Consider the following 21,392-nt stretch of genomic DNA (forward strand, 5'->3'; position numbering starts at 1 on the left):
ACATACCCCCTATTCGGGCGCGGTACCGCCGGGAGGACACACCGTGTCGAACCGCAGGTGGGCGATCGCCCGTTCGACGGCCGGTACGTCCTGGTCGAGCCAGGGCACGTCCCAGATCCGGTCGGGGGTGAGCCAGCGCAGGGCGTCGTGGTCCTCGAGGGGCTCGGGGGCGGCGGAGCCGGGGAGCAGGCGCGCGGTCCACACGTGCAGGACGAACGGCGCCCGCAGGGGCCACCACCCGGGGACGCGCTCTCCGGGTTCGGCCGTCACGCCCAGTTCCTCGCGCAGTTCGCGCACGAGGGCCGCCTCGGGGGTCTCGCCCGCCTCGACCTTGCCTCCGGGCAGTTCCCAGCGTCCGGCCAGGTCGGCCGGCGCGCTGCGGCGCGCGGCGAGCAGACGCCCGCCGTCGACGAGGGCCGCGCCCACCACGATCCGTTCGGTCATGCGCCGGAGCCTACGGGGCCGTCCGGCCACCCGGCTGTCGGGCCGTCCCGCCGGCCGGAGGGCGCCGCGGGCGCGGGACCGGAACACCCCGGCCGCCTCGCCGGCCCGGCCGGTCGCGGTCGGCCTCGGCGCCCCGCGTCCGGTGGGCCGCGGTCAGTCACCCGCGCTCTTGGCGCCGAGCCTCTCGACCCAGTAGAGCTGCTGGTGCCCGCGGTCGTGCAGCGTGTCCGCGATCTTCTGGGCCTCGGCCCGGGTCGCGTACCGCCCCACGCGGTAGCGATTGCCGTTGTCGTCCTGCCGGAAGACCAGCCAGGGAAGAGTGACCGTGCTGTCGTTCATCGCGCCCCTCCACTTCCCGCCCGCGGCCCGCGCCGCGCCCCACCCGGTAAGGAAACCCCGATCCGCATATGCCCGACCCTACGCCCAACCTTCACTCAGCGAATACGGCTTTGCACAAAGAGGTACGCAACCAGCCAGAACGCAGGGGGCGCACGGGATGGAACGCGCCGTCCGCGGGCATCAACGCTTCCGGTCGGAGGCATGGCGGGGGCGGCGGACACGACCTGCGGAGACGACCGGATTCCGGCGCCGCCCGGATGGCAGCGGGCCATGCCGGGCGAGCCCGCGGGCAGGGTGAAGGGGCGCGAGAGGCGCACGGGAGGCGTGCGCCATCTCACACCACGGAGGCGAGCCCGAAGTCCCCCGGCGGCGCCGCTACTTGACGGGCAGGTGGTACGCCACCCGGTACCGGTCGGCGGGGACGACCACGTCGGCCGTCTCGACCGCCCGGCCCGAGGCGTAGAAGGTGCGCTGGATGACCAGGACCACGTGGCCCGGGACGCCGCCCAGGGCGAGCAGCTCCTCCGCGAGGCCGGGGCGGGCACCGACCTCCTCGGTGACGTTGTCGACGACGACGTCGATGGCGGCCATGCGCTCCACGACGCCCATGCCCCCGAGCGGACCCTCCTCGGGCAGCATCACGGGGGTGCGGCCGGTGAGGTCGAGCGGCTCCCAGGAGGTGGAGAGCATCACGGCCTCGCCGGCCTCCCGGAAGACGTACCGCGTGCACATGACCCGGTCGCCGGGCTTGATGCCCAGCCGCTCGGCCACGGCACCGCTCGCCTCGGCCTGCTCGCTGCGCGACTCCCAGGTGCCGCGCGCCTCGCCGTCCGCCTGCTCCTGGCGGAACGGGGTGGCACCGCCCGCCGGCCGGTACCCGGAGCGGGCGATGCGCCGGGGCACGGGCCGCTCGCGCACATAGGTCCCGGAACCGGAACGGCCCTCGACCAGCCCCTCGGCCATCAGCACCTTGCGCGCTTCGAGGGCGACGGTGTCCGAGACCCCGTACTCCTCGCGGATCCGCGCCTGGGACGGCAGGCGGGTGTGGGGCGGCAGCAGGCCGTCGGCGATCTTCTTGCGGAGATCACCCGCGACACGCAGATACGCCGGCTGCTCACCGAATGTCACTGGCCGCTCCCATCAGGTTGTACAGACAGCAACAGCCTGGCAACCGTAGGTTGGGACAGGCAAGCAAAGGCCAGAGAATCACTCGATGTGATGACATGTATCGCCCGAGGGCTTTACGCAGGCACTTTCTCCCCGCTATGGCGTCCCCGTCATGACGGCCCTCACACCTCCAGGCCGGGGTCGTCTCCCCCGCCGCCGTCTCCCCTGCCGCCGTCCGCCTCGGAGTCGGGCGGCGTGGTGGCCAGGCCCAGCGCCTCGCGGGCGGTGACCGTGGTGTCGGCAGCGAGGAGGTCGTAGCCCTTGCCGTAGTGCGCGTAGTAGGTGTCGGCGTCGGGGGCCTTCGCCGCCAGGCCCCACTCCTCGCGCGCCGCCTCCAGGTCCGCGACCAGTTCGGTGACGGGCCCCTCGGCGCCGCCCGGCCAGCGGTGCCGGTCCAGCATCGTGGTCTCGGTCCTGAGCGCCTCCGACACCCGTCCCGCCCAGACCCGGTAGCCCGCGAGGTCGTCCTCGACGGCCGCCGCGCCGGGCATCTCGTCCATGGCGCGGTTGAGGTGACCCTCCGCCAGCAGGTAGGTGTGCTGGTCCTCGTCGAGCCGGGCACCGTCGTTGCGGAGCGAGCCGGTCAGGGAGGCCCGCTCGTCGCTGTTCCCGAACAGGCAGGTGATCTCCCGGTCGCCGGTCCGCCAGCTGGCGGAGGTCGGTGTCAGGTAGTAGACGTCGACGTCGCCCGGCAGCGCCCACCGGTCCATGGCGTAGGTGTCCTGCAGCGCGTAGCACCGGTCGTCGGCGGCCCGGGTGATCTCCGTGTCGCCGGGGAAGGCACCGCCGGGCAGCGTGAAGGAGGCGAAGACCTCGCCGTCGTGCTCCTGTCCGCAGGGCACCTCGTCGACGTCGTACGTCACGCCTTGCAGGGAACCGCTGGGAGTGGTGAAGCACTGGCCCTTCTCGAGCGCGTACGCGGTGCCCTCACCCCGCGCGGCGTCCCGGAAGCCGTCCCAGAAGTCTCCCGCGGCGCCCGTGGAGAGGAACACCGCCCACAGCACCAGCCCCACGCCGGACAGCACGGACCCGGCCACGGCGAACCCCTTGCCCCGCTCGCCGCGCTTCCGGATCCCCGCCAGTGCGATCAGCCCGAGCACCAGCCCCACCGCCGGCACGAAGCACAGGACACCGAGCACGAACGCGGCGACGGCGAGCCCGTTGAGCCTGGCGGTCTGCCCGGGGAGCCCGCCGTACCCGCCCTGGCCGCCGTACCCGCCGTGGCCGCCGTGGCCGCCGGAGGGCTGTCCCCAGGGGCCGGGAACCGGCTGCGGGGGCAGGTAGGGATGCGGGTGCGGCGGGTACGGCCCCTGCGGCGGTTGCTGCCCCTGCGGGTACGGCCCCTGGGCGTGCGGCCCGTGGGGTCCTTCGGGCCCTTGGGGTCCTTGGGGTCCTTGGGGTTGGTGGGACCCGGGCGGCGGCGGTGTGGACACGTGGACCGTGCTCCTGCTTTCGGGCGGTGACGCGGAGGGCCGCCGCGGACGGTGGCCGGGGGGTCTCGGGTGGCCGGGCGTTCGACTGAGCGCATGGTAGGCACGGGCGGCGCGGGGGCGGTATGCGGGTCGCCGGTGCGCGGGGCGTCGGTGTGCGAGTCGACGGTACGCGGATCGCGGACACGACGCTCCGCGCGGTGAACGGCCGCGGAACGACACGGGACGGCGGCGCGCGTCGACCGCTCAGTCGCCGCGCACGTGTGCGCGCACGCCTTGCAGGCCGAACAGGACGAGGAGTTCGACCGCGCCGCCGTCGGCGCTGCCCAGCCAGTGCGGCAGGGACGTGTCGAACTCCGCCGCCTCCCCGGGCGACAGCGTCAGATCGCGTTCCCCGACCAGCAGCCGCAGCTGGCCGCTGAGCACGTACAGCCATTCATGGCCCTCGTGTGTCTGCGGGGTCGGTTCGAGCGGTGCCGGCCGCCTCGGGATGATCATTTTGAAGGCCTGGGTCCCGCCCGGCCGGCGGGACAGGGGCACGAAGACCATGCCGAAGCGCCGTACCGGCTTCAGGTGGATCCGGGGGTCGCCCGTGCGCGGGGCCCCGACGAGGTCGTCCAGCGGAACGTCGTAGATCCGGGCGAGCGGCAGCAGCAGCTCCAGGGCGGCCCGGCGCTGCCCGCCCTCCAGCCGGGACAGGGTGCTCTCGGACACGCCGGTCGCGGCCGAGAGGTGGGCGAGGGTGATGCCCCGCTCGCGGCGCAGCGCACGCAGTCGCGGGCCCACCGCGTCGAGCACGTCGTCCGTTCCGGCGTCCATCCGGCTCACCTTGCCACAACAGCAAGTTTCCGTGCCACACCGGGCGGCGCTGCCGAGACTGACCGCAACGGGCCCTCCAGGGCCGCCCGACGACTTACGGAGTTGCTGTGCACACCACCGACGCGGTCACCTTCTGGGACGACCTCCACGCGTCCCACCGGCCGGCGGGCGACCCGCAGCCCAATGCCCGGCTCGTCGAGACGGTCACCGACCTGCCGCCCGGCGACGCCCTGGACCTGGGGTGCGGCCCCGGCGGCGACGCGCTGTGGCTCGCCCGCCGGGGATGGCGGGTCACCGCCGTGGACATCTCCGGCGTGGCGGCCGAACGCCTCACCGGACGCGCCCGCGCCCAGGGGCTCGGCGACATGGTCGACGCCCAGCGGCACGACCTGGGCGTCTCCTTCCCCGAGGGGCGGTTCGACCTGGTCACCGCGCACTACTTCCACACCCCCTTCGACATGGACCGGTCGGCGGTCCTGCGGACGGCCGCGCGGGCGCTGCGTCCGGGCGGACGGCTGCTGGTCGTCGACCACGGCTCGACCGCGCCGTGGTCGTGGAACCAGGACCCCGACGTCCACCACCCGACGCCCCGGGAGGTCGCCGACGGCCTGGCTCTCGACCCGGCGGCGTGGCGGACCGAGCGCGCCGACGCACCGCGCCGGATCGCGACCGGCCCCGACGGCAGCACCGCGGAGGTCGTCGACCACGTCCTGCTCGTCCGCCTCGTCGACACCGTCGACCCCGTCGCCCCCGTCGACCGGGAGGACTGACGGACCGTACGCCGTCCCGCACCACGAGAAGGAGGCCACCATGCCCGTCGCCGCCCGCCGCGGCCCCCGCCGGGACAGCCCGCCGCCGCGCACCGGGGGCAGTGAGGCCGAGACCCTGCGCGGCTTCCTCGACCACCTCAGGGCCTCGATCGCCGACAAGGTCGACGGCGCCCCCGAACCGCAGGTCCGCACGGCCGCGGTGGCGTCCGGCACGAACCTGCTCGGGCTTCTCAACCACCTCGTCCACGTCGAGCGCGCGCTCTTCCTCGGGGAGGAGGTGCGGAGTTGGCCGGCAACGTTCCGGGCGGCGCCGGAGGACGGCGTCGCGGAGGTCCTCGCCCGCTACCGGGAGGCCGTCGCGGGCGCCAACCGGGTCCTCGACACGTGCAGCGACCTCGGCGCACCGCTCCCCCGATCCGCGCCGGGCCGCGCCGCGCCCAGCGTCCGCTGGGCCCTCACCCACATGATCGAGGAGACGGGCCGCCACGCCGGCCATGCGGACATCCTGCGCGAACTGATCGACGGCTCGACCGGACGCTGACCCGGCGGGAGCACGACGTCGGTCCCGCGGCGGTACGGAGGGGGCTCAGGCCTCGCGGGAGCGCACGACGTCCTCGACACCGCCGAGGAAGGTCTCGCAGACCAGCTCGGGGTCGAAGAGGCAGCCGGCCGCCATGGCTCCGTCCCTCAGCATGACGACGTGCCGGCCGTCGCCGTCGGCGGGCGCGTCGCCGATCCGGGCCAGCAGTTCCGTGACGGTGTCCAGGAACCACTGCCGGTGCGCCAGGACGGCACGGTGGACCGGGTGGGCCGGGTCGGGGTACTCGGCCACCGCGTTGAGGAAGGCGCAGCCCCGGAAACCCGGGGACCGGATGCCGTCGGCGATGGAGCGGGCAACGGCGCGGACCTGGCCGGCGGCCGACTCCTCGCCCGCCCGTGCGGCCTCGACCTGGGCCCGGATGCCCAGGTCTGCCTGGCCGAGGTAGGCGAGGACCAGCTCTTCCTTGCCGGTGAAGTGCCGGTACAGCGTGGCGCGGGTGACCTGCGCCTCCGCGATGATCCGGTCGACGCCGACGGAGTGGATCCCCTCCGCGTAGAAGATCCTGGTCGCCGTGGTGAGCAGCCGCGACCGCGCCGCCGACGTGCTGCCGCCTCCTCCTGTGTCCCGACTCATGGGTCCACCGTAGCAAGCCGCGAGGGAGAACGTTCGGTCTTGACAGTGGGCGCCGACTCTTCTTGAATACAGAAAGAGACCGAACGTTCTCCCTCATCGCTCCACCCGTCACCCCTTCATCACCCCCTCAATCACTCCCTCAATCACTCCCTCATCGACTCGAAAGGCGTGCCCATGGACACCGTCGTCGCCACCGCCCCCACCGCCCCGACCGGCCACACCACGGCCCTGAGCAAGCTGTACTTCCTGCGCTTCGCGTTCGCCGCCGTGTGGGCGGCCCTGCTGTTCACGACCGCCGGCTCCCTCGGCCCGGTGAGCGTGACGCTGCTGGTGGTCTATCCCTTGTTCGACGTGGCGTGCGCGGTCGTCGACGTCCGGTCCGCCCGGGAGGCCGGCGGCCCGGTCCGAGGCCTGTACGCGAACATCGCGCTCAGCACCCTCACCGGCGTCGGCCTGGCCGTCGCCGCCGCGTCCGGCATCCCGGCCGTCCTGCGCGTCTGGGGCGCCTGGGCCGTCACCGCGGGCCTCGTCCAGCTCGTCGTCGGCGCCCTTCGCCGCCGGCTGGGCGGCCAGTGGGCGATGATCGCCAGCGGTGCCATCTCGACGCTCGCCGGCGCGTCCTTCGTCGCGCAGGCCGGCAAGGACGGTGCCTCCCTGGGGAGCCTCGCCGGCTACGCCTTCCTCGGCGGCGTCTTCTTCCTCCTCTCCGCCCTCCGGCTGAGGCGCGCCGCCCGGGACGCGCGCTGAGCGAGCCGCCGGGCTCAGACCGTGAACTTGACGGCCTCCAGCCACAGGTCGTTGTCGAAGGATCCGCCGGAGACCATTTCGGGCCGGCCGCCGGCGCAGCCCTTCTCGCCCCATCCGATCTCGTGGACGTACGTGTTCTGGCAGACCCCTCCGCTCCCGACGTTGACCGCGAAGGCGATCATGTCCGGTGCCCCGCCCTTCGTACTGCCGATGTAGTTGTCCTTGCCGTCGGCGACGACGCCCGTCCACTCCGGCTTCCACTCTCCCCGGCCGTTGGTCGGCTTGGAGGAGTGGACGAACGCGTTGGCGTCCGACCCGCCGACGCCGTACACCGCGATGTTGAGGGCCTTGACCGCCTTGCCTCCCCCGGGTGTGCCGGTCACCGTGCCGTCGCACACCGGGAGTTGCCAGCCCTGTCCGGCCACGAAGGCGCGGTAGCAGACGTGTTGGCCGGAGGGGTCCTTCTTGGCGATCCGCCGGACCGCCGAGGCGGCGGTCTCCGCCGGAGCGTCGGCGGTGACGGTCCTGGTACTCCTCGGAGCGGGTGCCGTCACGGTCACGGTGGCCCGGGCGCCCTTCGCGCCCGCCGGCTTCTCCGCCCCGGACTTCCCGGCGGTGGGCGTCGGTGAGGCGGACGTGGAACTGGGGGACGCCGGAGAGGGGCTGGGCGACGTCGGCTCGGGCGTGAGCCACTCCCCCGGCGCAGGCGTCGCACTCGCGTCCGTGACGGCGCCGCCGGCCTGCTGGTCCCCGTCACCGGAACTGCCGAGGATGATGAGCGGCACGATCACGAGGGCCGAGGTGACCAGTGCCGCCGGGCCGACGACCAGCGGCTTCCGCAGCATTCCGGTCGTCCGGTACTCGTCGTCGGACTGACGCGGGACGCCGCCACGGGGGACCGCCGGGACCGGCGCGGACCGGGTGCCCACCGGAACCGGGCTCAACTGCCCGGGCGCGCCGTCGTCATCGTCGCCGTCGTCATCGTCATCGCGGTCGTCGTCATCGCGGTCGTCGTCATCGCCCTCGCGGTGGCCATCGTCGCCATCGCGGTCGTCATCGCGGTCGTCATCATCGTCGTAGTCGTCGTAGTCGTCGTAGTCGTCGGCATCGACGACGCCGCCGCCGTCGCCGCGGCGACCGTCGCCGTCGTCCTCGTAGGCGCAGGGGTCGCTTTCGTCGCCGTCGCTGTCACCGCCGCCGTCACCATCGGCCGTGACGGCGGCGGTCGGGGAGGGCGGCGGTGCGGTACCGCCGGACCGCGGCTTCTGAGGCGGGTCCTTGCTCTCGTACTGTTCCAGGAGCCTGCTGGAGCCGTCGGGGGAGACTTCGACGACGGCCACGTAGCCCGCGGAGGGGTCCGAGACGGTGGCCGTCACGGGCGCGCCCCGGCCGTCGGCGTAGGCGGCCAGGAGTCCGAGGATCGCGGTGTCGACCGTCTCCCCTTCCGCCACCCTCACCCGCTCGCCGTCGATGTCGGCGGAGCCGTCACCCGAGACGACCACCTCGAAGTGGGAAACCGGCTCGGACGCCTCCCTGGATTCGGCATCCCCGCCCGCCGTGCCCGGCTCGCCCTCTTCTCCGTCCCGCACCATGGGTTTCCCTTCCCTCCTGACTGTTCCGGCCGCGTGGCCCGGTCGGTCCCGCCTTCGCGGGCTCGCGACTGCAACGGGCAGAACACGGAAACGGTTCACCCGGAATCGGAGGACGACCCCGCCCCGTGAAACCACGACAAAGGCCCACGACGGGGAGGTTCCGGCGGAACGGAATGTTCCGTCGAAGCGAATACGGCGCAGCGGTCGGTCAATAGAGTCAACGCCATGACCGAACTTGAACCTTCTCTTTACTTTTCTGTCCTGGGCCCGGTCCGGGCGTGGCGCGGTGAACACGAGCTGGACCTCGGGTCACCACAGCAACGCGTCACGCTCGCGGCACTGTTACTCGGCCGGGGGCGACCGGTCGCCCTCGGCGAACTCATTCATGCCGTGTGGGGCGAGGAGCCGCCGAAGGCTGCCGTCTCCGTCGTCCGGACGTACGCGTCACGTCTGCGGAAGGTCCTGGAAACCGGGCCCCAGGGCCGGCTGCCCGAGCTGCTCGTCTCCGTCGGGGACGGCTATCTGATCCGGGTCGGGGACGACTCACTGGACCTCGCCGTGTTCGAAAGGCGGGTCGCCCAGGCGAAGAAGCTGCAGGCGGCCGGTGACCTCGCCGACGCCGCCGCCCTGTTGCGCGAGGCGCTGGACGCATGGCAGGGGCCGGCGCTGGCCGGACTCCCCGGCCCACTGGCGGAGTCGGAGGAGTCGCGGCTGGCCGAGCAACGGCTCGGTGCGCTGGAGACCAGGCTGGACATCGACGTCGTACTCGGCCGTCACGACACGGCTGTTCCCGAGCTGCTCGCGCTGACCGCCAAGCACCCGCTGCGTGAGCAGCTCTGCCAGCTGCTCATGCTGGCGCTGTCCCGGTCGGGCAGACAGGCCGAGGCGCTGGCGGCCTACCGCAGCGCGCGGAGCTCTCTGGTGGCCGAGCTGGGTATCGAACCGGGCGCGTCCCTGCGGGACCTGCACGACCGCATCCTCGCGGGCGACCGGACCCTCCTCGATCCGCCCACGCTCGATCCGCCCACGGCCGCGGCCCACGGCCCGGTCGGCCCGGTCCCCTCCGCCGCGCCCGCTCAGGCCGGGGACCCCGCCGCCGCGGAGCCCCATCGGCCCGGCACCGCGGCCGCACCCGCCCCGCCCGCCGACCAGGCGTCCGCCCCCGCCGAGCAGCCTCCCAGTCCGGCACAACTCCCTTCCGACCTGCCGACGTTCGTCGGTCGCCAGTCCCAGCTGGACCACCTGCGCACGCTGCTGCCGGACAACGGGGGTCCTCCTGCGACCCTGGTGATCAGCTCGATCGGCGGCATGGCGGGCATCGGCAAGTCGGCCCTGGCCGTGCACTGGGCCCACGAGGTCGCCGACCGCTTCCCCGACGGTCAGCTCTACGTCAGCCTGCGCGGCTTCGACCCGAACCGGCCGGTCATGGCACCCGAGGAAGCCCTGCGCATCCTCCTGGACGCGCTCGGGGTGTCCCCGGCGCGGATCCCGTCGGACTTCGACGCCCAGGTCTCGCTCTACCGCAGTACGCTCGCGCGGCGCCGGGTACTGCTCCTGCTCGACAACGCCCGCGACTCCGAACAGGTGCGTCCCCTGCTGCCGGGATCTGCCGGCTCCCTGGTCATCGTCACCAGCCGCAACCACCTGGCCGGCCTGACCGCGAGCGAGGGAGCCCATCCGCTGACCCTGGACCAGATGACGCCCGTCGAGGCGTTCGACGTGCTGGCCGCGCGCCTGGGCGACGAACGGCTGACGGCGGAGCCCAGGGCGGCCGGCGAGATCATCACGCGGTGCGGCCGGCTGCCCCTCGCGCTGGCCATCGTCGCCGCGCACGCGGCCGCCCGGCCGGGATTCCCGCTCAGTGTGATGGCCGAGGAGGTGCGGGACAACCACAGCAGCCTCGACGCCTTCGCCGGGGGCGACGACAGCGCCACCGACGTACGGGCGGTCTTCTCCTGGTCGTACCGGGCGCTGCCCGCACCGGCCGCGCGTCTGTTCCGGCTGCTGGGCCTGCACTCCGGGTCCGACATCTCGGCACCCGCCGTGGCGGCGCTCGCCGGGGTGCCGTTGCGCGAGATCCGCGCGGTGCTCGCCGAACTCACCCGCGCCCACCTGCTGACGGAGCACTTCCCGGGCCGCTACGTCCTGCACGACCTGCTGCGCGACTACGCCGGGGAGCTGGCCGGGACCGAGGACACGGAACGGGAGCGGGACGAGGCGGTCGGGCGGCTGCTTGCGTGGTACCTGCACACCGCCGACGCCGCCTACCCGCACATCACTCCGAACCGGCCCCGGATCCCCGCGCAGGCGCCGCCCGCCGGCTGCCGGCCGCTGGAGTTCACCACGCGGGAGGAGGCGCTGGAGTGGTGCGAGACCGAGCGGGGCAACCTGGTCGACGCGGTGCACCAGGCCGCCGGATCCGGACACGCGGGCATTGCGTGGCGACTTCCAGCCGTCCTGTGGGGGTTCTTCTATCTGCGCAGCCACACGCACGACTGGCTGGACACCACGACCACGGGGCTCGCCGCCGCCCGGGCCGCCGGCGACCGCCGGGGCGAGGCCCAGGGGCTCGTGGACACGTCCGCGGCGCTGCGCGGCTCCGGGATGCTGGAGGAGACGATCGGCCCCCTGCACGAAGCCATGGCCATCTGCGAGGAACTCGGCGACACCGCCGGCATGTCGACGATCGTGGCCAACCTGGGCGACGCGTACCTGCTGTCCGGTCAGCCCGGCAACTCCGTCGAGTACACCCTCCGGGCACTGGCCATCGCCCGGGACCAGGACGACGCCTGGAGCCAGGGCATCGGGCTGGCCAATCTGGGCGACGCCTACCGGCGGCTCGGCAGACTGGACGAGGCCGTCACCTGCCTGGAGCAGGCCCTGACCTTCCTGCGCAAGCATGACAACCGCTGGGTCGAAGGCGTCGCCCTCGACATGCTCGGCACGGTGTACCGGCGCCTTCACCGTTACGACGACGCGGTCAGTCTCTATCACCAGGCACTCACAACCCATCGAGAGGTCGGGAACCGATGGGGAGAGGGCTACACGCTGGGCAACCTCGGTGACGCACAGATGCATGAGGACCCCGAAGCGGCGCGCAGCACCTGGCTCGAGGCTCTGGAGATCCTCTCGGACTGCGACCACGCGGACGCCGAGAAGATCCAGGAGCGCCTCGACCGCCTGGCGTGACCTGCCCCCTCCCTCCGAACAGAAACAGGTGCCCGACCGCTCCGGCGTGGGGCTGGAAACGGCCGAGCATCCCGTACAACGGGCGACAGGTGAGCCCGGTTCAACTTTCCGCCGGAGATTCGTCCCGCCGCGAACAGCGTTCGGGGGCGCCGGCCTCAACAGCCGACGCCCCCTGGGGACTCACTCTGGTGGAACGGTGATCCCGGGCCCCCGGTTCGGCAGCGACCACCCCGAGGACGGACGGCTCACTTCCCGCCACTGCCGCCAGGACCGCCACGCCCGGTCTGCCGGCCCTGCAACTGCCGCCCCTGCATGTCCTGCCACGTGCTCCAAGTCCCAGCACTGCTCTGTCCCTGGGCGGCCCCTCCACGGGACGGGTCGGCCGCACCGGACGAGGGCCGTGCCGTTTCCTGCAGATGGGCACCTGCCTGGCTCAGCACCGGACTGACCGCGGGCAGGGGCGCATAGGCCGGGATCGTGGGCGCGCCAGGTGCGGCTGCTGTGGGTGGCTGGTCTCCGTAGGAGGGCAGGCCTTGCTGCCGAGTGGCTGGGGGCTGCTGGACACGCACAAGCGCGGCGTGCCGATCGGCTGCGACCTGCAAGGGGTTCTGCCACCGCTCACGGAGCGCCACCTGCTCGGCCCGCGCCGCAGCGCTTCGCTCTGCGCTGCGGCGCTGCGCCTCGTGCTGCTGGCGAGCTCGTTCCTCCTCTGTCGGCCCTGCTGCCCGAATCCGGATCCGGCAACAGGTTCGTTGCCGGATCCACTTCCCGGTCCGTCCTGAGCCGGAGGGCCGGCCTGGGTCGGAGTGCGGTTCAGGTGATCGGCTGCTGCGAGGGCTGCTGCGGATGCGAGGGCTTCTGGGGAGATGCAGCTGTCCCGGTCGTGCTTCGGCACGGTTCGTCCCGTCGTGTGGCGGGTGATGACACGGCATCAACGTGCCCGCCGTCATGGCCGGTTCATCCGGCGGCCGGGTGTCTTCCCGTCAGGCCGGTGGTGGCGGGGGCGGGGGTGGGCCGAAGGGGTCCAGGGTGTCGATCGGTGGGGGTGTCTTCGGGCGGTGCATGCCGGGTTTGCAGCCGGCGAAGGGACCCTGTGGGTCCCGCAGGGCGCTCATGGCCGGGAACAGGTAGTCGCGGTGCCACATGGCGGGGCCGGTCGGCGGGGAGCCCGGGCCGGTCAGGTCTCCCCAGGCCAGCCACAGACCGTGGAGCTGGGCGACCGCTTCGGGGTGTTCCCACCACACGGGGCACCAGGGCAGCCCGGAGGAGGCCTCCCTGCCGTAGACGGGCAGCAGCACGTGGTGGGTCCAGAGGGTCAGCTGGCGCAGCTCGTGCGCGTAGGCGGGGCCCTGCATGTAGAGGATGAAGGCCGGGGGCGGGGGCTCCTTGTCCGGGGTCGCCGTGCCGGGCGGCCCGGCGCCGGTGTCCGGCCGGGTGTCCGGGGCGTCGGTGTCCGGGGTTTCGGTGTCCGGCCCGGTGTCCGGGGTTTCGGTCTTCTCCGCTGGTGCGGTCGTCATGGTTCTCCCTGCTGTCTTCCGGCGGCGGCTTCCGGTTCAGGCGTCCGGTTCAGGCGTCCGGTTCAGGCGTCCGGCCGGACCACGCCCAGGATCACCATGGAGCCCGCCGGGGCCACGGTCACCGACCGGCCCGGGCGGGGGGCGTGGATCATGTTGCCGTCGCCGGTGTAGAGGCCGACGTGGCTCGCGTCGGGGTGGTAGATGATCAGATCGCCGGGCCGCATCTCCTCGACCGGTACGTGCTCGAGCAGGCGCCACTGGTCCTGAGAGGTGCGGGGGACCGTGATGCCGGCGGACCGCCAGGCCTGTGAGGTGAGGCCCGAGCAGTCGAAGGAGTCGGGCCCCTCGGCGCCCCAGACGTAGGGCTTGCCGAGTTGCCGGGTGGCGTACTCGATGGCCTTCTTGCCGGCGGCGCCGGCCTCGGTGCCGAGGTGCTTCAGGATGCCGGTGCTCACCCACTGTGCGTGGGCCGCGTCGCCGGCGGCCGTGTCGAGTTCGGCCAGTCGCCTGCGCTCGTCCTCGGCCAGTCGGGACTCCAGCTTCCGGGCCTTGTCGATGCGTTTCTCGACGGTGCGGCGGTGGGCTGCCAGGGCACGGCGGTTCTCGCGCAGGCGCGACAGTTCCGCGGACTCGTCGTCGGTGAGCGTGCGCAGCCGGTGGCGGAGGGCCGCCAGGGTGGTGACCACCCGGTTCGTGGTGTGCTGCGCCTGGCGGGTCCGGGCGGCGGCGTCCAGCGCGTGCGCGGGGTCGGGGGCGAGGGCGAACTGCACTTCCGCGGGCAGCCCGCCGCCGCGGTACTGGGCGCGGGCCGCTGCTCCGGCCAGCGGCACCAGGCGGTTCAGGTCCCGTTCCGTCCGGCGGATCCGGGCCCCCAGCGAGCGGACCTGCCTCGTCTGCCGGGTGACCTCCTGGTCGACGGCGTTGTACCGGTCCGTGGCGACCTCGGCGTCGTGGTGGAGGAGCTCGATCTCGGCCCGCACCTCGGAGAGCGTCTGCGGCTCGGCGGCGACGGGCTGGTGCAGTGCTGCCGTCAGGCTGAGGGTCAGGGCGGCGGTCGCGGCCGTCCGGCGGTGGCCGCGCGCGCGTGGGATCCGTCTCATTCCGGGCCGCAACTTCCTTCTTGTGCCGGTGCGTACGCGTACGCAGCGCGTGCGCGAGGGCGGTCGGTGGTGCGTCCCGACAACGGCGCCGCACCGTCCGGCGGTTCAGGACGGACGTGAACCGGCCCGGTCCGTTGCCCGTTGTGCGTGCCGAATCCGTGCAACGGGGCAACGGGCAAGGGGAGGGACGCGCGTGGACGCGGGGTTGGTGCTGCTCGCGCTGTGTACGGGGTCGGGGCTGGGCTTCCTGTACCTCGCGGTGCGGGCGGCGGCGGGCGCCGTCGGGCTGGCGCTGCGCGGGGAGCGGGTCATGGGATTCGTGACGGCCCGTACGGGGACCGGCGGGCGGCAGGGTGAACTCGTGTTGTTCTTCGACCACTTGGGACGGGAGCTGGTACTCGACCCGGGCCGGTACGGCCCGTTCTACGGTGTGCCGCCGGTGGGCGGGACGGTCCCCGTGGTGTACGCGCGCGGCCGACCCGGCCGGGCCAGGCTCGGGACGCTCCGGCATCTGCTGGCCCCGTCGTTCGGATGGTTCCTGGTCTCGACGCTGGTCTTCGGCACCGGCGCGGTGGCGCTGCGGTGAGGCCGGCCGGAGGTCCGCCCGCGCTCCCCCGGCGCGTCGACGCACTCGACGTGCTCCGGGGTTTCGCCCTGCTGGGCATCCTGCTCGCCAACGCACTGCTGACGGCGGGGCCGTACGCGGCGCCCGGACCGGACGCCTCCGGGGCCGACCGGGTCGCGGCCTGGGCGGTGACCGCCCTGGTCACGACCAAGTTCTACGTGCTCTTCTCCTTCCTCTTCGGCTACGGCTTCGTGCTCCAGGCGCGGTCCGCCGAGTGGGACGGCGCCGCCCACGGCCCTCGTCATCTGCGGCGGGCTGCGACGCTGTTCGGGATCGGGCTCGTACACGCCGTACTGCTGTACCCGGGCGACATCCTGATGACGTACGCGGCGCTGGCCCTGGTGCTGTACGGGCTGCGCGGGCTGTCCCCGCGGGCCGCCCTGCGTCTCGCGGCCTGCCTGCTGGTGGTGCTGGCGGCGCTGATGCTGGCGTACGGACTGCTGACCGTGGCCGTCACCGAGCCGCTCGGCGCCGCCCGGCGCACTGCCGAGGAGGCGGAGGCCGTCGCCGCGTACCGCGGGGGGTTCCGGTCCGTGGTGGGCGCGCATCTGGCGGGCCTTCCGGGGGCGATCGGCGCCGACCTGCTCCACGCGCCCGCCATACTGGCCGCCATGCTCGCGGGGCTCGCCGCCGCCAAGTCCGCTCTGGCCGAGCGGCGGGGCCGGGACCGGGTGTGGCTGCGGGGCGTCGTGGTGCGGCTGCTGCCGGCCGGTCTGGCCGGTGGCGCGGTCGCCGCGTGCTGCATGGCCGGGCCGCTGGACAGCCGTTGGTTCCTGGTCGGGCTGGCGGTGTCGGTGCTGACGGCACCCCTGCTCACGGCGTCGTACGCGTGCGGGCTGCTCCTGCTGCTTGAGCTCTGCCGGCCGGCGGCGGCCCGGGTGCTCGGGGCGGCCGGGCGGCTGGCCCTCAGCCACTACCTCGCCCAGTCCCTGGTCCTCTCGTTCGTGTTCACCGGGTACGGGTTCGCGCTGTACGACCGGGCCGGGACGCTCGCCGTCCTGGCCGGCTGCGTGGTGCTCTACGCGGTCCAGCTGGCCGCCGGGGCCCTGCTCCGGCGGCACCTGCGGTACGGCCCGGCCGAGTTCGTGCTGCGTACGGTCACGCGGGCGCGGCGCCCCGCTGCCCGCCGTCGGCGGCCGGTTTCGACAGGTGCACGCCCGGCGGCCCCGGGATCCCCGTCGCCTCCGTCCCGTCCGCAGTCTGCGGCATCCCGGGGATCAGGCGCCGTGCGGCGCGTTCGGTGATGGCCGCGGTCTCCGCCTTGGCGGCGGCCGAGATGACGTCGGCGCCCGGTTCCTTGTACCAGGGGCGCAGCCGGATCAGCGCCGGCTTGATCCCGGTCGCCAGGAGGAGGGCCGTGCCCTTGGGCAGGGCCCGGATGCGGTCGGGCGGCAGCACCGGGTCCAGACGGTAGGAGTAGGACCGCGATGTGCCGTCCTTGCTGCGGGAGATGGTGGGGGTACGCACGTCCCGCTGGCCGACGAGCGTGGAGACCTTCTGGACGAAGTCGGCGTCGTCGAGGCCTGCTCCCAGGAGTTTGACGGTCGCCGCGCTCCACAGCGCGTCCATGCCGACCTCGCCCCACACCCGCGTGCCCTGACGGTAACTCTGCAGCAGTGTCACGACGTTGATGCCCCGGGAGCCCAAGTGTGAGTAGAGGTCCGGCAGGTCGGAGATGCGGCACACGTTGGCGGCCTCGTCGAGGACCGCCGTCATGGGCGGGTCCAGCCGTCCGCCCATCCGCTCGGCGGCCACCACGCCCGCCCGCATCGTCGCGTCGGCCAGTCCCGCGATGACGCCCGCGGCGGAGCCGCCGCCGTCCTTGGACAGGAGGTAGAGGGTGTCCTGGCCGAGGACGTGCTGGTCGGGCCGGAACTCGGGCAGGTCCGGGTCGGGTGTGACCCAGGCGAGGATCTCCGGGTCGAGGAGGCAGGAGACGGTCTGCCGGGCGGTCTCGTAGATGCCGTCCCGTGTCTCCACGGCCCCCTGGACCGTGCCCTGCAACTGCTCGGCCATGGCGATCAGTCGGGCGTCGCGGAGCAGGTCGACCGGGGTGCGGTCGCCGGGGTCGGCGAGCCAGCCGAGCAGTTCGTGCAGCGGTGCGCGGTTGCGGGCGGCGGCGAGGAAGAGGGCGGTGAGGGTGTTCTGGGCGGCCGAGATCCAGAAGTCCTTCTTCGCGGTGTCGTCGTTGACCGACGCCACGAAGTGCCCGGCCAGCCGGCGGGCGCCCTCGGTGCTGCGGCACTCGCTGAGCAGGTCCCACCACATGGTGCGCGGGGCGTGCGCGATGCCCTGCGGGTCGAAGGTCCACACGGTGCCCGCCTTCTCGCGTTCGGCGCGGGTGACGGCGTACACGTCGGACTTGTTGGAGGTGAGCAGGACCGCACCCTGGGCGCGCAGCACCCGGGGGACAGCGATGCCGGTGGACTTGCCGGCCCGGGGCGCCATGAGGTCGAGTTCCACGTCCTCGTAGCTGCTGCGCAGCTCGGGGCCGTGGGGCGCGAGGTCGCCGAGGAGGTTGCCGGTCTCGTCCGGCCGCAGGTGCTCACGGCCGCGCAGTCCGGGGCGCAGTTCCCGGGCCCGGGCGGCGACGCCCTTGGGGCACAGGGGGGCGAGTTCACGGCGGCCGGCCAGGCCCTTGCGGCCTGCGCCCTCGCGCACCAGGAAGCCGACGAGCAGGGCGACCGGGAGCACGATGAGCGCCAGGACGCCCAGAACGCCCCCGTACACGGCGGCGGCCGGTGCCCACGGCCAGGACGCGGCGGGCCCGTCGGAGGCCATCCGGGCCATCGTGGACAGGGTGAACGGCGGAGCCTGCCAGCCGTGACCGCTCAGTCCCGAGCCGAGGGTGCCGCCGGACCAGACGACGGTGAACACGGTGAGTCCGGCGCCCGCCACCGCCACGACGGCCCAGGGCAGGAGTTGGTCGAGGTCGCTGGAACGGGGGCTGCTCACGCGGTCCACCTCCCGTCCGGCGCGTCGCCCTCACGGGCGGGCGGCCCCGGGGGGCCGGGGTGCCCGGACGCGAGCGGACCGCCGGGCACGCCGGGTTCGAGGAGCACACCGGGCGCACCGGGTTCGAGAGGCGCACCGGGTGCACCGGGCATCGGGTGGGCACCCTCCAGCGCGGCCCGTGCCACCTGCTCGGCGGTGTGGGCCACGGCCTGCTCGACCGCCTCCTCGTTCGGCGTCCACCGGGTGTTGGTGTTGTGCAGCCGACGCTCGGCGTCGGTGATGGCGACCTTGATCGGAATGCCGGGCCGCCCGCCGACCTTGATGAGGAAGCGGCCCCGGCCGGGCGGCTCCTCGTGGTCCCCCGTGACTCCCCAGCCGGGCGGCGAGGACCAGGAGGAGACGAGTTCGATCTCGCGCCGGGACAGGCCCACGACCTTCCCGAGGTCCTCCATCTCCGCCTTCGGCAGCCCGGCGCACACCACCATCCCGGCCCGCTCCACGAACCCGCGGGCCTTGGCCCGGTCGGCGTCGGTGCCGAGCGCCTCGGCGTCCTTCAGGGTATGGGTGATCTTGGCGTCGCCGAGGCCGAGGGAACGGTTGAGCCGGGTCAGCGCGTCGATGCGGTCGACGATGCCGGAGGCGGCGCGCAACGGCCGCCACAGTTCGTCGAGCACCGTGAAGAACCAGCGCCTGGGGGCGAGTCCGGCGTCCGCGAGGGCGTGCGAGGCGGCCACCGTGCCGAGCCCGTCGGACCAGGCGGCGAGCATCGCCGCGGCGGTCAGCTGGGTGTCGGCCTCACCGATGCCGGAGATGTCGATGCACACCGCCGGCGCGTTCGGGTCGATGCGGGTGGACGTCTCGGAGGCGAAGGTGTCGCCGAGGGGACCGTCGAGGATGCCGAGCAGGGAGCGGTGCAGCGGGTCGACCGCGTCCCGGTAGCGGGTGTCGTCCCCCCGGTCGAGCGTGACCGCGCGCACCCGGTCGGGCCCCTCGGCGAGGATCCGCAGCACGTCCGGCAGCAGCGCCGGGCGTCCGGGCGCGGTACGTTCCCGCAGGTGGTGCAGCACGGCGGAGAGCACGGACTGTTCGTGGTCGTCCATCGGCCGGCCGCGCACGATGGTGATGAGCGCGGCCACCATGTTCAGGACCCGGCCGTGCGTCTCCGCCTTCAGCATCTCGCCCGCCTGGCCGCCGATCCGTTCCGCCGCCGCGCCCATGGCGCCCGGGTCCAGGATGTTGATGCCGCCCCGCCCCCGCGCGATGGAGATCACCTGGCCGCCCAGGGCCCGGACCGTGTCGGCGTAGTCGGGCTTGAGGTCGCCGAGGACCAGCGGGACGACACCGGTCGCGGAGAGCCCGATGAGCATCCGGTTGACGAGCGTGGACTTGCCCAGTCCCGGCATGCCCAGCATGAACAGTGAGGGGTTGGAGATGTAGCGGGCCCGGGTGAACCAGTTCAGCGGGTCGCCGCAGACCGTGGCGCCGGTGAACAGGTGCTGTCCCAGCGGCACACCGGTCATGGGGGAACCGGACCCGGCGGCGAAGGGCCACATGCCGCAGGCCTGGACGGTCGTGGCGCGCCACATGGTGGGCGGGTCCAGGTACCCGACCCGTCCGCCGCCCGGTCCCGACCAGCCGCGGGGCGGGACGTACGGCTCCCGCGGGCGGGCCTGCTTCTGCGGTCGGGCTGTCTCCTGCTGCTGCCGGGCCGTCTGCTGCTGCCCGCGGGAGGCGGACTTCCGTGGGCGGCCCCTGCGGCCGGCGCCGGACTCCACCGGTTCGAGGGTCGTGCCGGACCCGCTCTTCCGCGGCTTGCTCCTTCGGCGTCCGGCCGGCCCGGCCCCGCTCGGTTCCCGCTCGGTCCCGGTACGCTCAAGCGCCGCCGGCCCGTTGTCCAGCGCCTCGCGCGCCCGCTGCTCGGCCAGCCGGTCGGCCCGTTCGGCCCTTCTCTCCTCGCTACGGCGGCTCACAGCGCCTCCTGCAGTTCGTGCGGGACCAGGGTCTGTTCCCACGGGAGGATCCCGGCGGGCAGGGTGCAGCTGAACGCGGCGGCCTGCATCCGGTCGGCGGGGCGCATCAGCACGCGGGAGGCGGCGGTGAGGTTGCGTACGGTGACCGTCGCGTCGGCCAGTTGCTCCAGGTCGTCGACGGTGACCGTCAGCATCAGCGAGAACTCCACCAGCCCGGCCCCCGAGGCCTCCTCGGCCGCGGTCTGTTCCGCCGCCCGTACCTCGGAGGCCGCCCTGGCCTGCACCATGCCGCGGCCGGAGTTGGCCATGAACTGGGCGCTGCGCCGGTCGGACTCGACGATCCGGGCCGAGGTGGCCGGGTCGATGGGCCGGTACACCAGCGCGACCCTCTTGCGGCGGGTACCGGGAGCCGCCTCCAGCATCCCCCGCAGGACCGAGGCCCGTACGGTGCCGCGCGGCGCCAGCGTCATGAGCCAGGTGCGGGAGACTCCCGAGTCGTGCTGGTAGCTGTTCACGGTCTCCACGGCGGCGGCCGGTCCCGCGTCGTCCCACTCCAGACCCGTACCGCCGTGTTGGGCACGGGCCGTCAGGACGTCGGCGGCGACGGCCGGGTCGTAGGCGACGCGCACCACCTCGGCGATCCGCTCGGCCGACAACGGGTACGCGGCTCCGCCGCCGGCCGCGACCAGCCCGTTGAGGAGGCCAGGCACGCGGATGGCGAGGTCGGCGATCACGTCGTCCCGCGAACGTTTCTGGCCGGGGGGAACGCCGTAGGTGAGGCTGACGTAGGTGTGCATCTCGGAGGACGCGGTCGGGTAGCGCTCGACGACCTCCTCCATCACGGCCCGCGCGGCGGGCGGCGCGTCCTCCTGGATGCGGGGCAGCACCTCGTGGGCGAGCCGGGTGCCCGGGTCGGGCGCGGTCTCCACGATCAGGGACGCGCCGCGCAGGCCCGGTTCGTGGGCCAGCCGGGCCAGCCATTCGCCCCACAGCGCGACCCATACGTCGACCTGGTCGGGGTCGACGAGTGAGCCGCCGTCGGGTTCGCAGCCGAGGACGATCGTGTACGTGTTGCGCTCGGGGTGGTGCAGAACGCCGAAGGGCCGGTCGTAGGCGTCCCGGCCCTCGGAGGCGGTGACCTTGGTGAGCAGCCCCGGCGGGCGGTATCGGCCGCCGGGGCGGGCGGAGAGGGGCCCGGACACGTAGAGGTGCGCCCCCCGCGCCTTACGGCGTCGCCAGCCGATGCGCAGGGCGAGCAACTGGTAGACGTTGCGCCCGTCCTGGGTACGGACGGCGAGGGGCACCAGGAACACGACGACCGGGACGAGCACGACGAGCGCCGCGTAGAGCGAGATGAGCGACGCCAGCAGGGTGACGACGAGCCCGCCGAAGACACCGAAGGTGCCGACGAGCCCGAGCGGACCGAGCCCCGGCCGCCGTGGCCGACGCCAGTTCCCGTAGGTCGGTTGGGTGACGGCTTGCGTGGACATGAGGTCCGTTTCCCTTCGTGGGGTGGGGAGGGGGGACCGGCCGGTGCCGCGGTCGGCGCGGCGG

At 73.6% G+C, this 21,392-nt stretch carries 17 protein-coding genes and 1 pseudogene; 6 read left to right on the plus strand and 12 right to left on the minus strand.

Going from position 1 to position 21,392, the window contains the following annotated elements; all coding sequences use genetic code 11:
• Positions 1-9: 9 nt before the first annotated feature.
• The 5 genes from HZS56_RS24375 to HZS56_RS24395 form a co-directional block, all read right to left on the minus strand.
• Positions 10-444 carry a (deoxy)nucleoside triphosphate pyrophosphohydrolase gene (locus tag HZS56_RS24375; protein ID WP_216722919.1) on the minus strand — a complete coding sequence of 145 codons (435 nt, stop codon included), beginning with the start codon at positions 442-444 and terminating at the stop codon, positions 10-12.
• Between the two features lie 153 nt (positions 445-597).
• The gene (locus HZS56_RS24380) at positions 598-783 is read right to left on the minus strand and encodes an SPOR domain-containing protein (RefSeq protein ID WP_216722920.1); all 186 of its coding nucleotides are present in this window, start codon (positions 781-783) and stop codon (positions 598-600) included.
• 375 nt (positions 784-1,158) lie between these two features.
• Positions 1,159-1,911 carry a GntR family transcriptional regulator gene (locus tag HZS56_RS24385; protein WP_216722921.1) on the minus strand — a complete coding sequence of 251 codons (753 nt, stop codon included), beginning with the start codon at positions 1,909-1,911 and terminating at the stop codon, positions 1,159-1,161.
• A gap of 161 nt (positions 1,912-2,072) precedes the next feature.
• A complete protein-coding gene (locus HZS56_RS24390; RefSeq protein WP_216722922.1) occupies positions 2,073-3,383 on the minus strand; it encodes a DUF4190 domain-containing protein in 1,311 nt (436 codons plus the stop codon).
• 243 nt (positions 3,384-3,626) lie between these two features.
• A complete protein-coding gene (locus tag HZS56_RS24395; protein WP_216722923.1) occupies positions 3,627-4,199 on the minus strand; it encodes a helix-turn-helix domain-containing protein in 573 nt (190 codons plus the stop codon).
• 107 nt (positions 4,200-4,306) lie between these two features.
• Between HZS56_RS24395 and HZS56_RS24400 the strand changes: the two genes are divergently transcribed.
• The gene (locus HZS56_RS24400; protein WP_216722924.1) at positions 4,307-4,969 is read left to right on the plus strand and encodes an SAM-dependent methyltransferase; all 663 of its coding nucleotides are present in this window, start codon (positions 4,307-4,309) and stop codon (positions 4,967-4,969) included.
• Positions 4,970-5,009: 40 nt separating this feature from the next.
• The gene (locus HZS56_RS24405) at positions 5,010-5,510 is read left to right on the plus strand and encodes a DinB family protein (protein WP_216722925.1); all 501 of its coding nucleotides are present in this window, start codon (positions 5,010-5,012) and stop codon (positions 5,508-5,510) included.
• Between the two features lie 45 nt (positions 5,511-5,555).
• Here HZS56_RS24405 and HZS56_RS24410 read toward each other — a convergent pair whose 3' ends face one another.
• On the minus strand, positions 5,556-6,143 hold the full coding sequence (locus HZS56_RS24410) for a TetR/AcrR family transcriptional regulator (protein WP_216722926.1): 588 nt from the start codon (positions 6,141-6,143) through the stop codon (positions 5,556-5,558).
• Between the two features lie 174 nt (positions 6,144-6,317).
• Here HZS56_RS24410 and HZS56_RS24415 point away from each other — a divergent pair, with 174 nt between their 5' ends.
• Positions 6,318-6,890, plus strand: a complete 573-nt coding sequence (locus HZS56_RS24415) for a hypothetical protein (RefSeq protein WP_216722927.1) — start codon at positions 6,318-6,320, stop codon at positions 6,888-6,890.
• Between the two features lie 14 nt (positions 6,891-6,904).
• Here the strand turns inward: HZS56_RS24415 and HZS56_RS24420 are convergent, their stop codons facing one another.
• The gene (locus HZS56_RS24420) at positions 6,905-8,482 is read right to left on the minus strand and encodes a hypothetical protein (RefSeq protein WP_216722928.1); all 1,578 of its coding nucleotides are present in this window, start codon (positions 8,480-8,482) and stop codon (positions 6,905-6,907) included.
• 225 nt (positions 8,483-8,707) lie between these two features.
• Between HZS56_RS24420 and HZS56_RS24425 the strand changes: the two genes are divergently transcribed.
• Positions 8,708-11,671 carry an AfsR/SARP family transcriptional regulator gene (locus tag HZS56_RS24425; protein WP_216722929.1) on the plus strand — a complete coding sequence of 988 codons (2,964 nt, stop codon included), beginning with the start codon at positions 8,708-8,710 and terminating at the stop codon, positions 11,669-11,671.
• Between the two features lie 983 nt (positions 11,672-12,654).
• Here HZS56_RS24425 and HZS56_RS24430 read toward each other — a convergent pair.
• Complete coding sequence (locus HZS56_RS24430; RefSeq protein WP_216722930.1) at positions 12,655-13,188, minus strand: DUF4913 domain-containing protein; 534 nt, start codon at positions 13,186-13,188, stop codon at positions 12,655-12,657.
• Positions 13,189-13,250: 62 nt separating this feature from the next.
• A complete protein-coding gene (locus HZS56_RS24435) occupies positions 13,251-14,288 on the minus strand; it encodes a C40 family peptidase (protein ID WP_216722931.1) in 1,038 nt (345 codons plus the stop codon).
• Between the two features lie 193 nt (positions 14,289-14,481).
• Here HZS56_RS24435 and HZS56_RS24440 point away from each other — a divergent pair, with 193 nt between their 5' ends.
• Both HZS56_RS24440 and HZS56_RS39115 read left to right on the plus strand, forming a co-directional pair.
• Positions 14,482-14,874: a hypothetical protein gene (locus HZS56_RS24440; RefSeq protein ID WP_216722932.1), complete on the plus strand. Its 393-nt coding sequence runs from the start codon at positions 14,482-14,484 to the stop codon at positions 14,872-14,874.
• 650 nt (positions 14,875-15,524) lie between these two features.
• A pseudogene (locus HZS56_RS39115) lies at positions 15,525-15,959 on the plus strand (DUF418 domain-containing protein); the annotation flags it as partial.
• 52 nt (positions 15,960-16,011) lie between these two features.
• On the opposite strand, the gene HZS56_RS24445 reads toward HZS56_RS39115, so the two are convergent.
• From HZS56_RS24445 to HZS56_RS24455, 3 genes are read right to left on the minus strand one after another with little or no spacing between them, the layout of a single operon-like run.
• The gene (locus tag HZS56_RS24445; protein ID WP_216722933.1) at positions 16,012-17,877 is read right to left on the minus strand and encodes a TraM recognition domain-containing protein; all 1,866 of its coding nucleotides are present in this window, start codon (positions 17,875-17,877) and stop codon (positions 16,012-16,014) included.
• Positions 17,865-19,838 (minus strand): putative type IV secretion/conjugal transfer ATPase, encoded by a 1,974-nt coding sequence (locus HZS56_RS24450; protein ID WP_308408150.1) that lies wholly within the window; start codon positions 19,836-19,838, stop codon positions 17,865-17,867. Before HZS56_RS24450 ends, HZS56_RS24445 begins: the two co-directional genes overlap by 13 nt.
• On the minus strand, positions 19,835-21,328 hold the full coding sequence (locus tag HZS56_RS24455) for an SCO6880 family protein (RefSeq protein WP_216722934.1): 1,494 nt from the start codon (positions 21,326-21,328) through the stop codon (positions 19,835-19,837). Before HZS56_RS24455 ends, HZS56_RS24450 begins: the two co-directional genes overlap by 4 nt.
• Between the last annotated feature and the right edge of the window lie 64 nt (positions 21,329-21,392).

The organism is Streptomyces mayonensis (assembly GCF_018982965.1).
GTDB classification, from domain to species: Bacteria; Actinomycetota; Actinomycetes; order Streptomycetales; family Streptomycetaceae; genus Streptomyces; species Streptomyces mayonensis.

What these genes read in the sequence shown, in the direction of transcription:
- HZS56_RS24375 (WP_216722919.1), bottom strand. Translation starts at nt 444, where the DNA reads ATGACCGAACGGATCGTGGTGGGCGCGGCCCTCGTCGACGGCGGGCGT.
- HZS56_RS24380 (WP_216722920.1), bottom strand. Translation starts at nt 783, where the DNA reads ATGAACGACAGCACGGTCACTCTTCCCTGGCTGGTCTTCCGGCAGGAC.
- HZS56_RS24395 (WP_216722923.1), bottom strand. Translation starts at nt 4,199, where the DNA reads ATGGACGCCGGAACGGACGACGTGCTCGACGCGGTGGGCCCGCGACTG.
- HZS56_RS24405 (WP_216722925.1), top strand. Translation starts at nt 5,010, where the DNA reads ATGCCCGTCGCCGCCCGCCGCGGCCCCCGCCGGGACAGCCCGCCGCCG.
- HZS56_RS24410 (WP_216722926.1), bottom strand. Translation starts at nt 6,143, where the DNA reads ATGAGTCGGGACACAGGAGGAGGCGGCAGCACGTCGGCGGCGCGGTCG.
- HZS56_RS24415 (WP_216722927.1), top strand. Translation starts at nt 6,318, where the DNA reads ATGGACACCGTCGTCGCCACCGCCCCCACCGCCCCGACCGGCCACACC.
- HZS56_RS24420 (WP_216722928.1), bottom strand. Translation starts at nt 8,482, where the DNA reads ATGGTGCGGGACGGAGAAGAGGGCGAGCCGGGCACGGCGGGCGGGGAT.
- HZS56_RS24425 (WP_216722929.1), top strand. Translation starts at nt 8,708, where the DNA reads ATGACCGAACTTGAACCTTCTCTTTACTTTTCTGTCCTGGGCCCGGTC.
- HZS56_RS24430 (WP_216722930.1), bottom strand. Translation starts at nt 13,188, where the DNA reads ATGACGACCGCACCAGCGGAGAAGACCGAAACCCCGGACACCGGGCCG.
- HZS56_RS24435 (WP_216722931.1), bottom strand. Translation starts at nt 14,288, where the DNA reads ATGAGACGGATCCCACGCGCGCGCGGCCACCGCCGGACGGCCGCGACC.
- HZS56_RS24455 (WP_216722934.1), bottom strand. Translation starts at nt 21,328, where the DNA reads ATGTCCACGCAAGCCGTCACCCAACCGACCTACGGGAACTGGCGTCGG.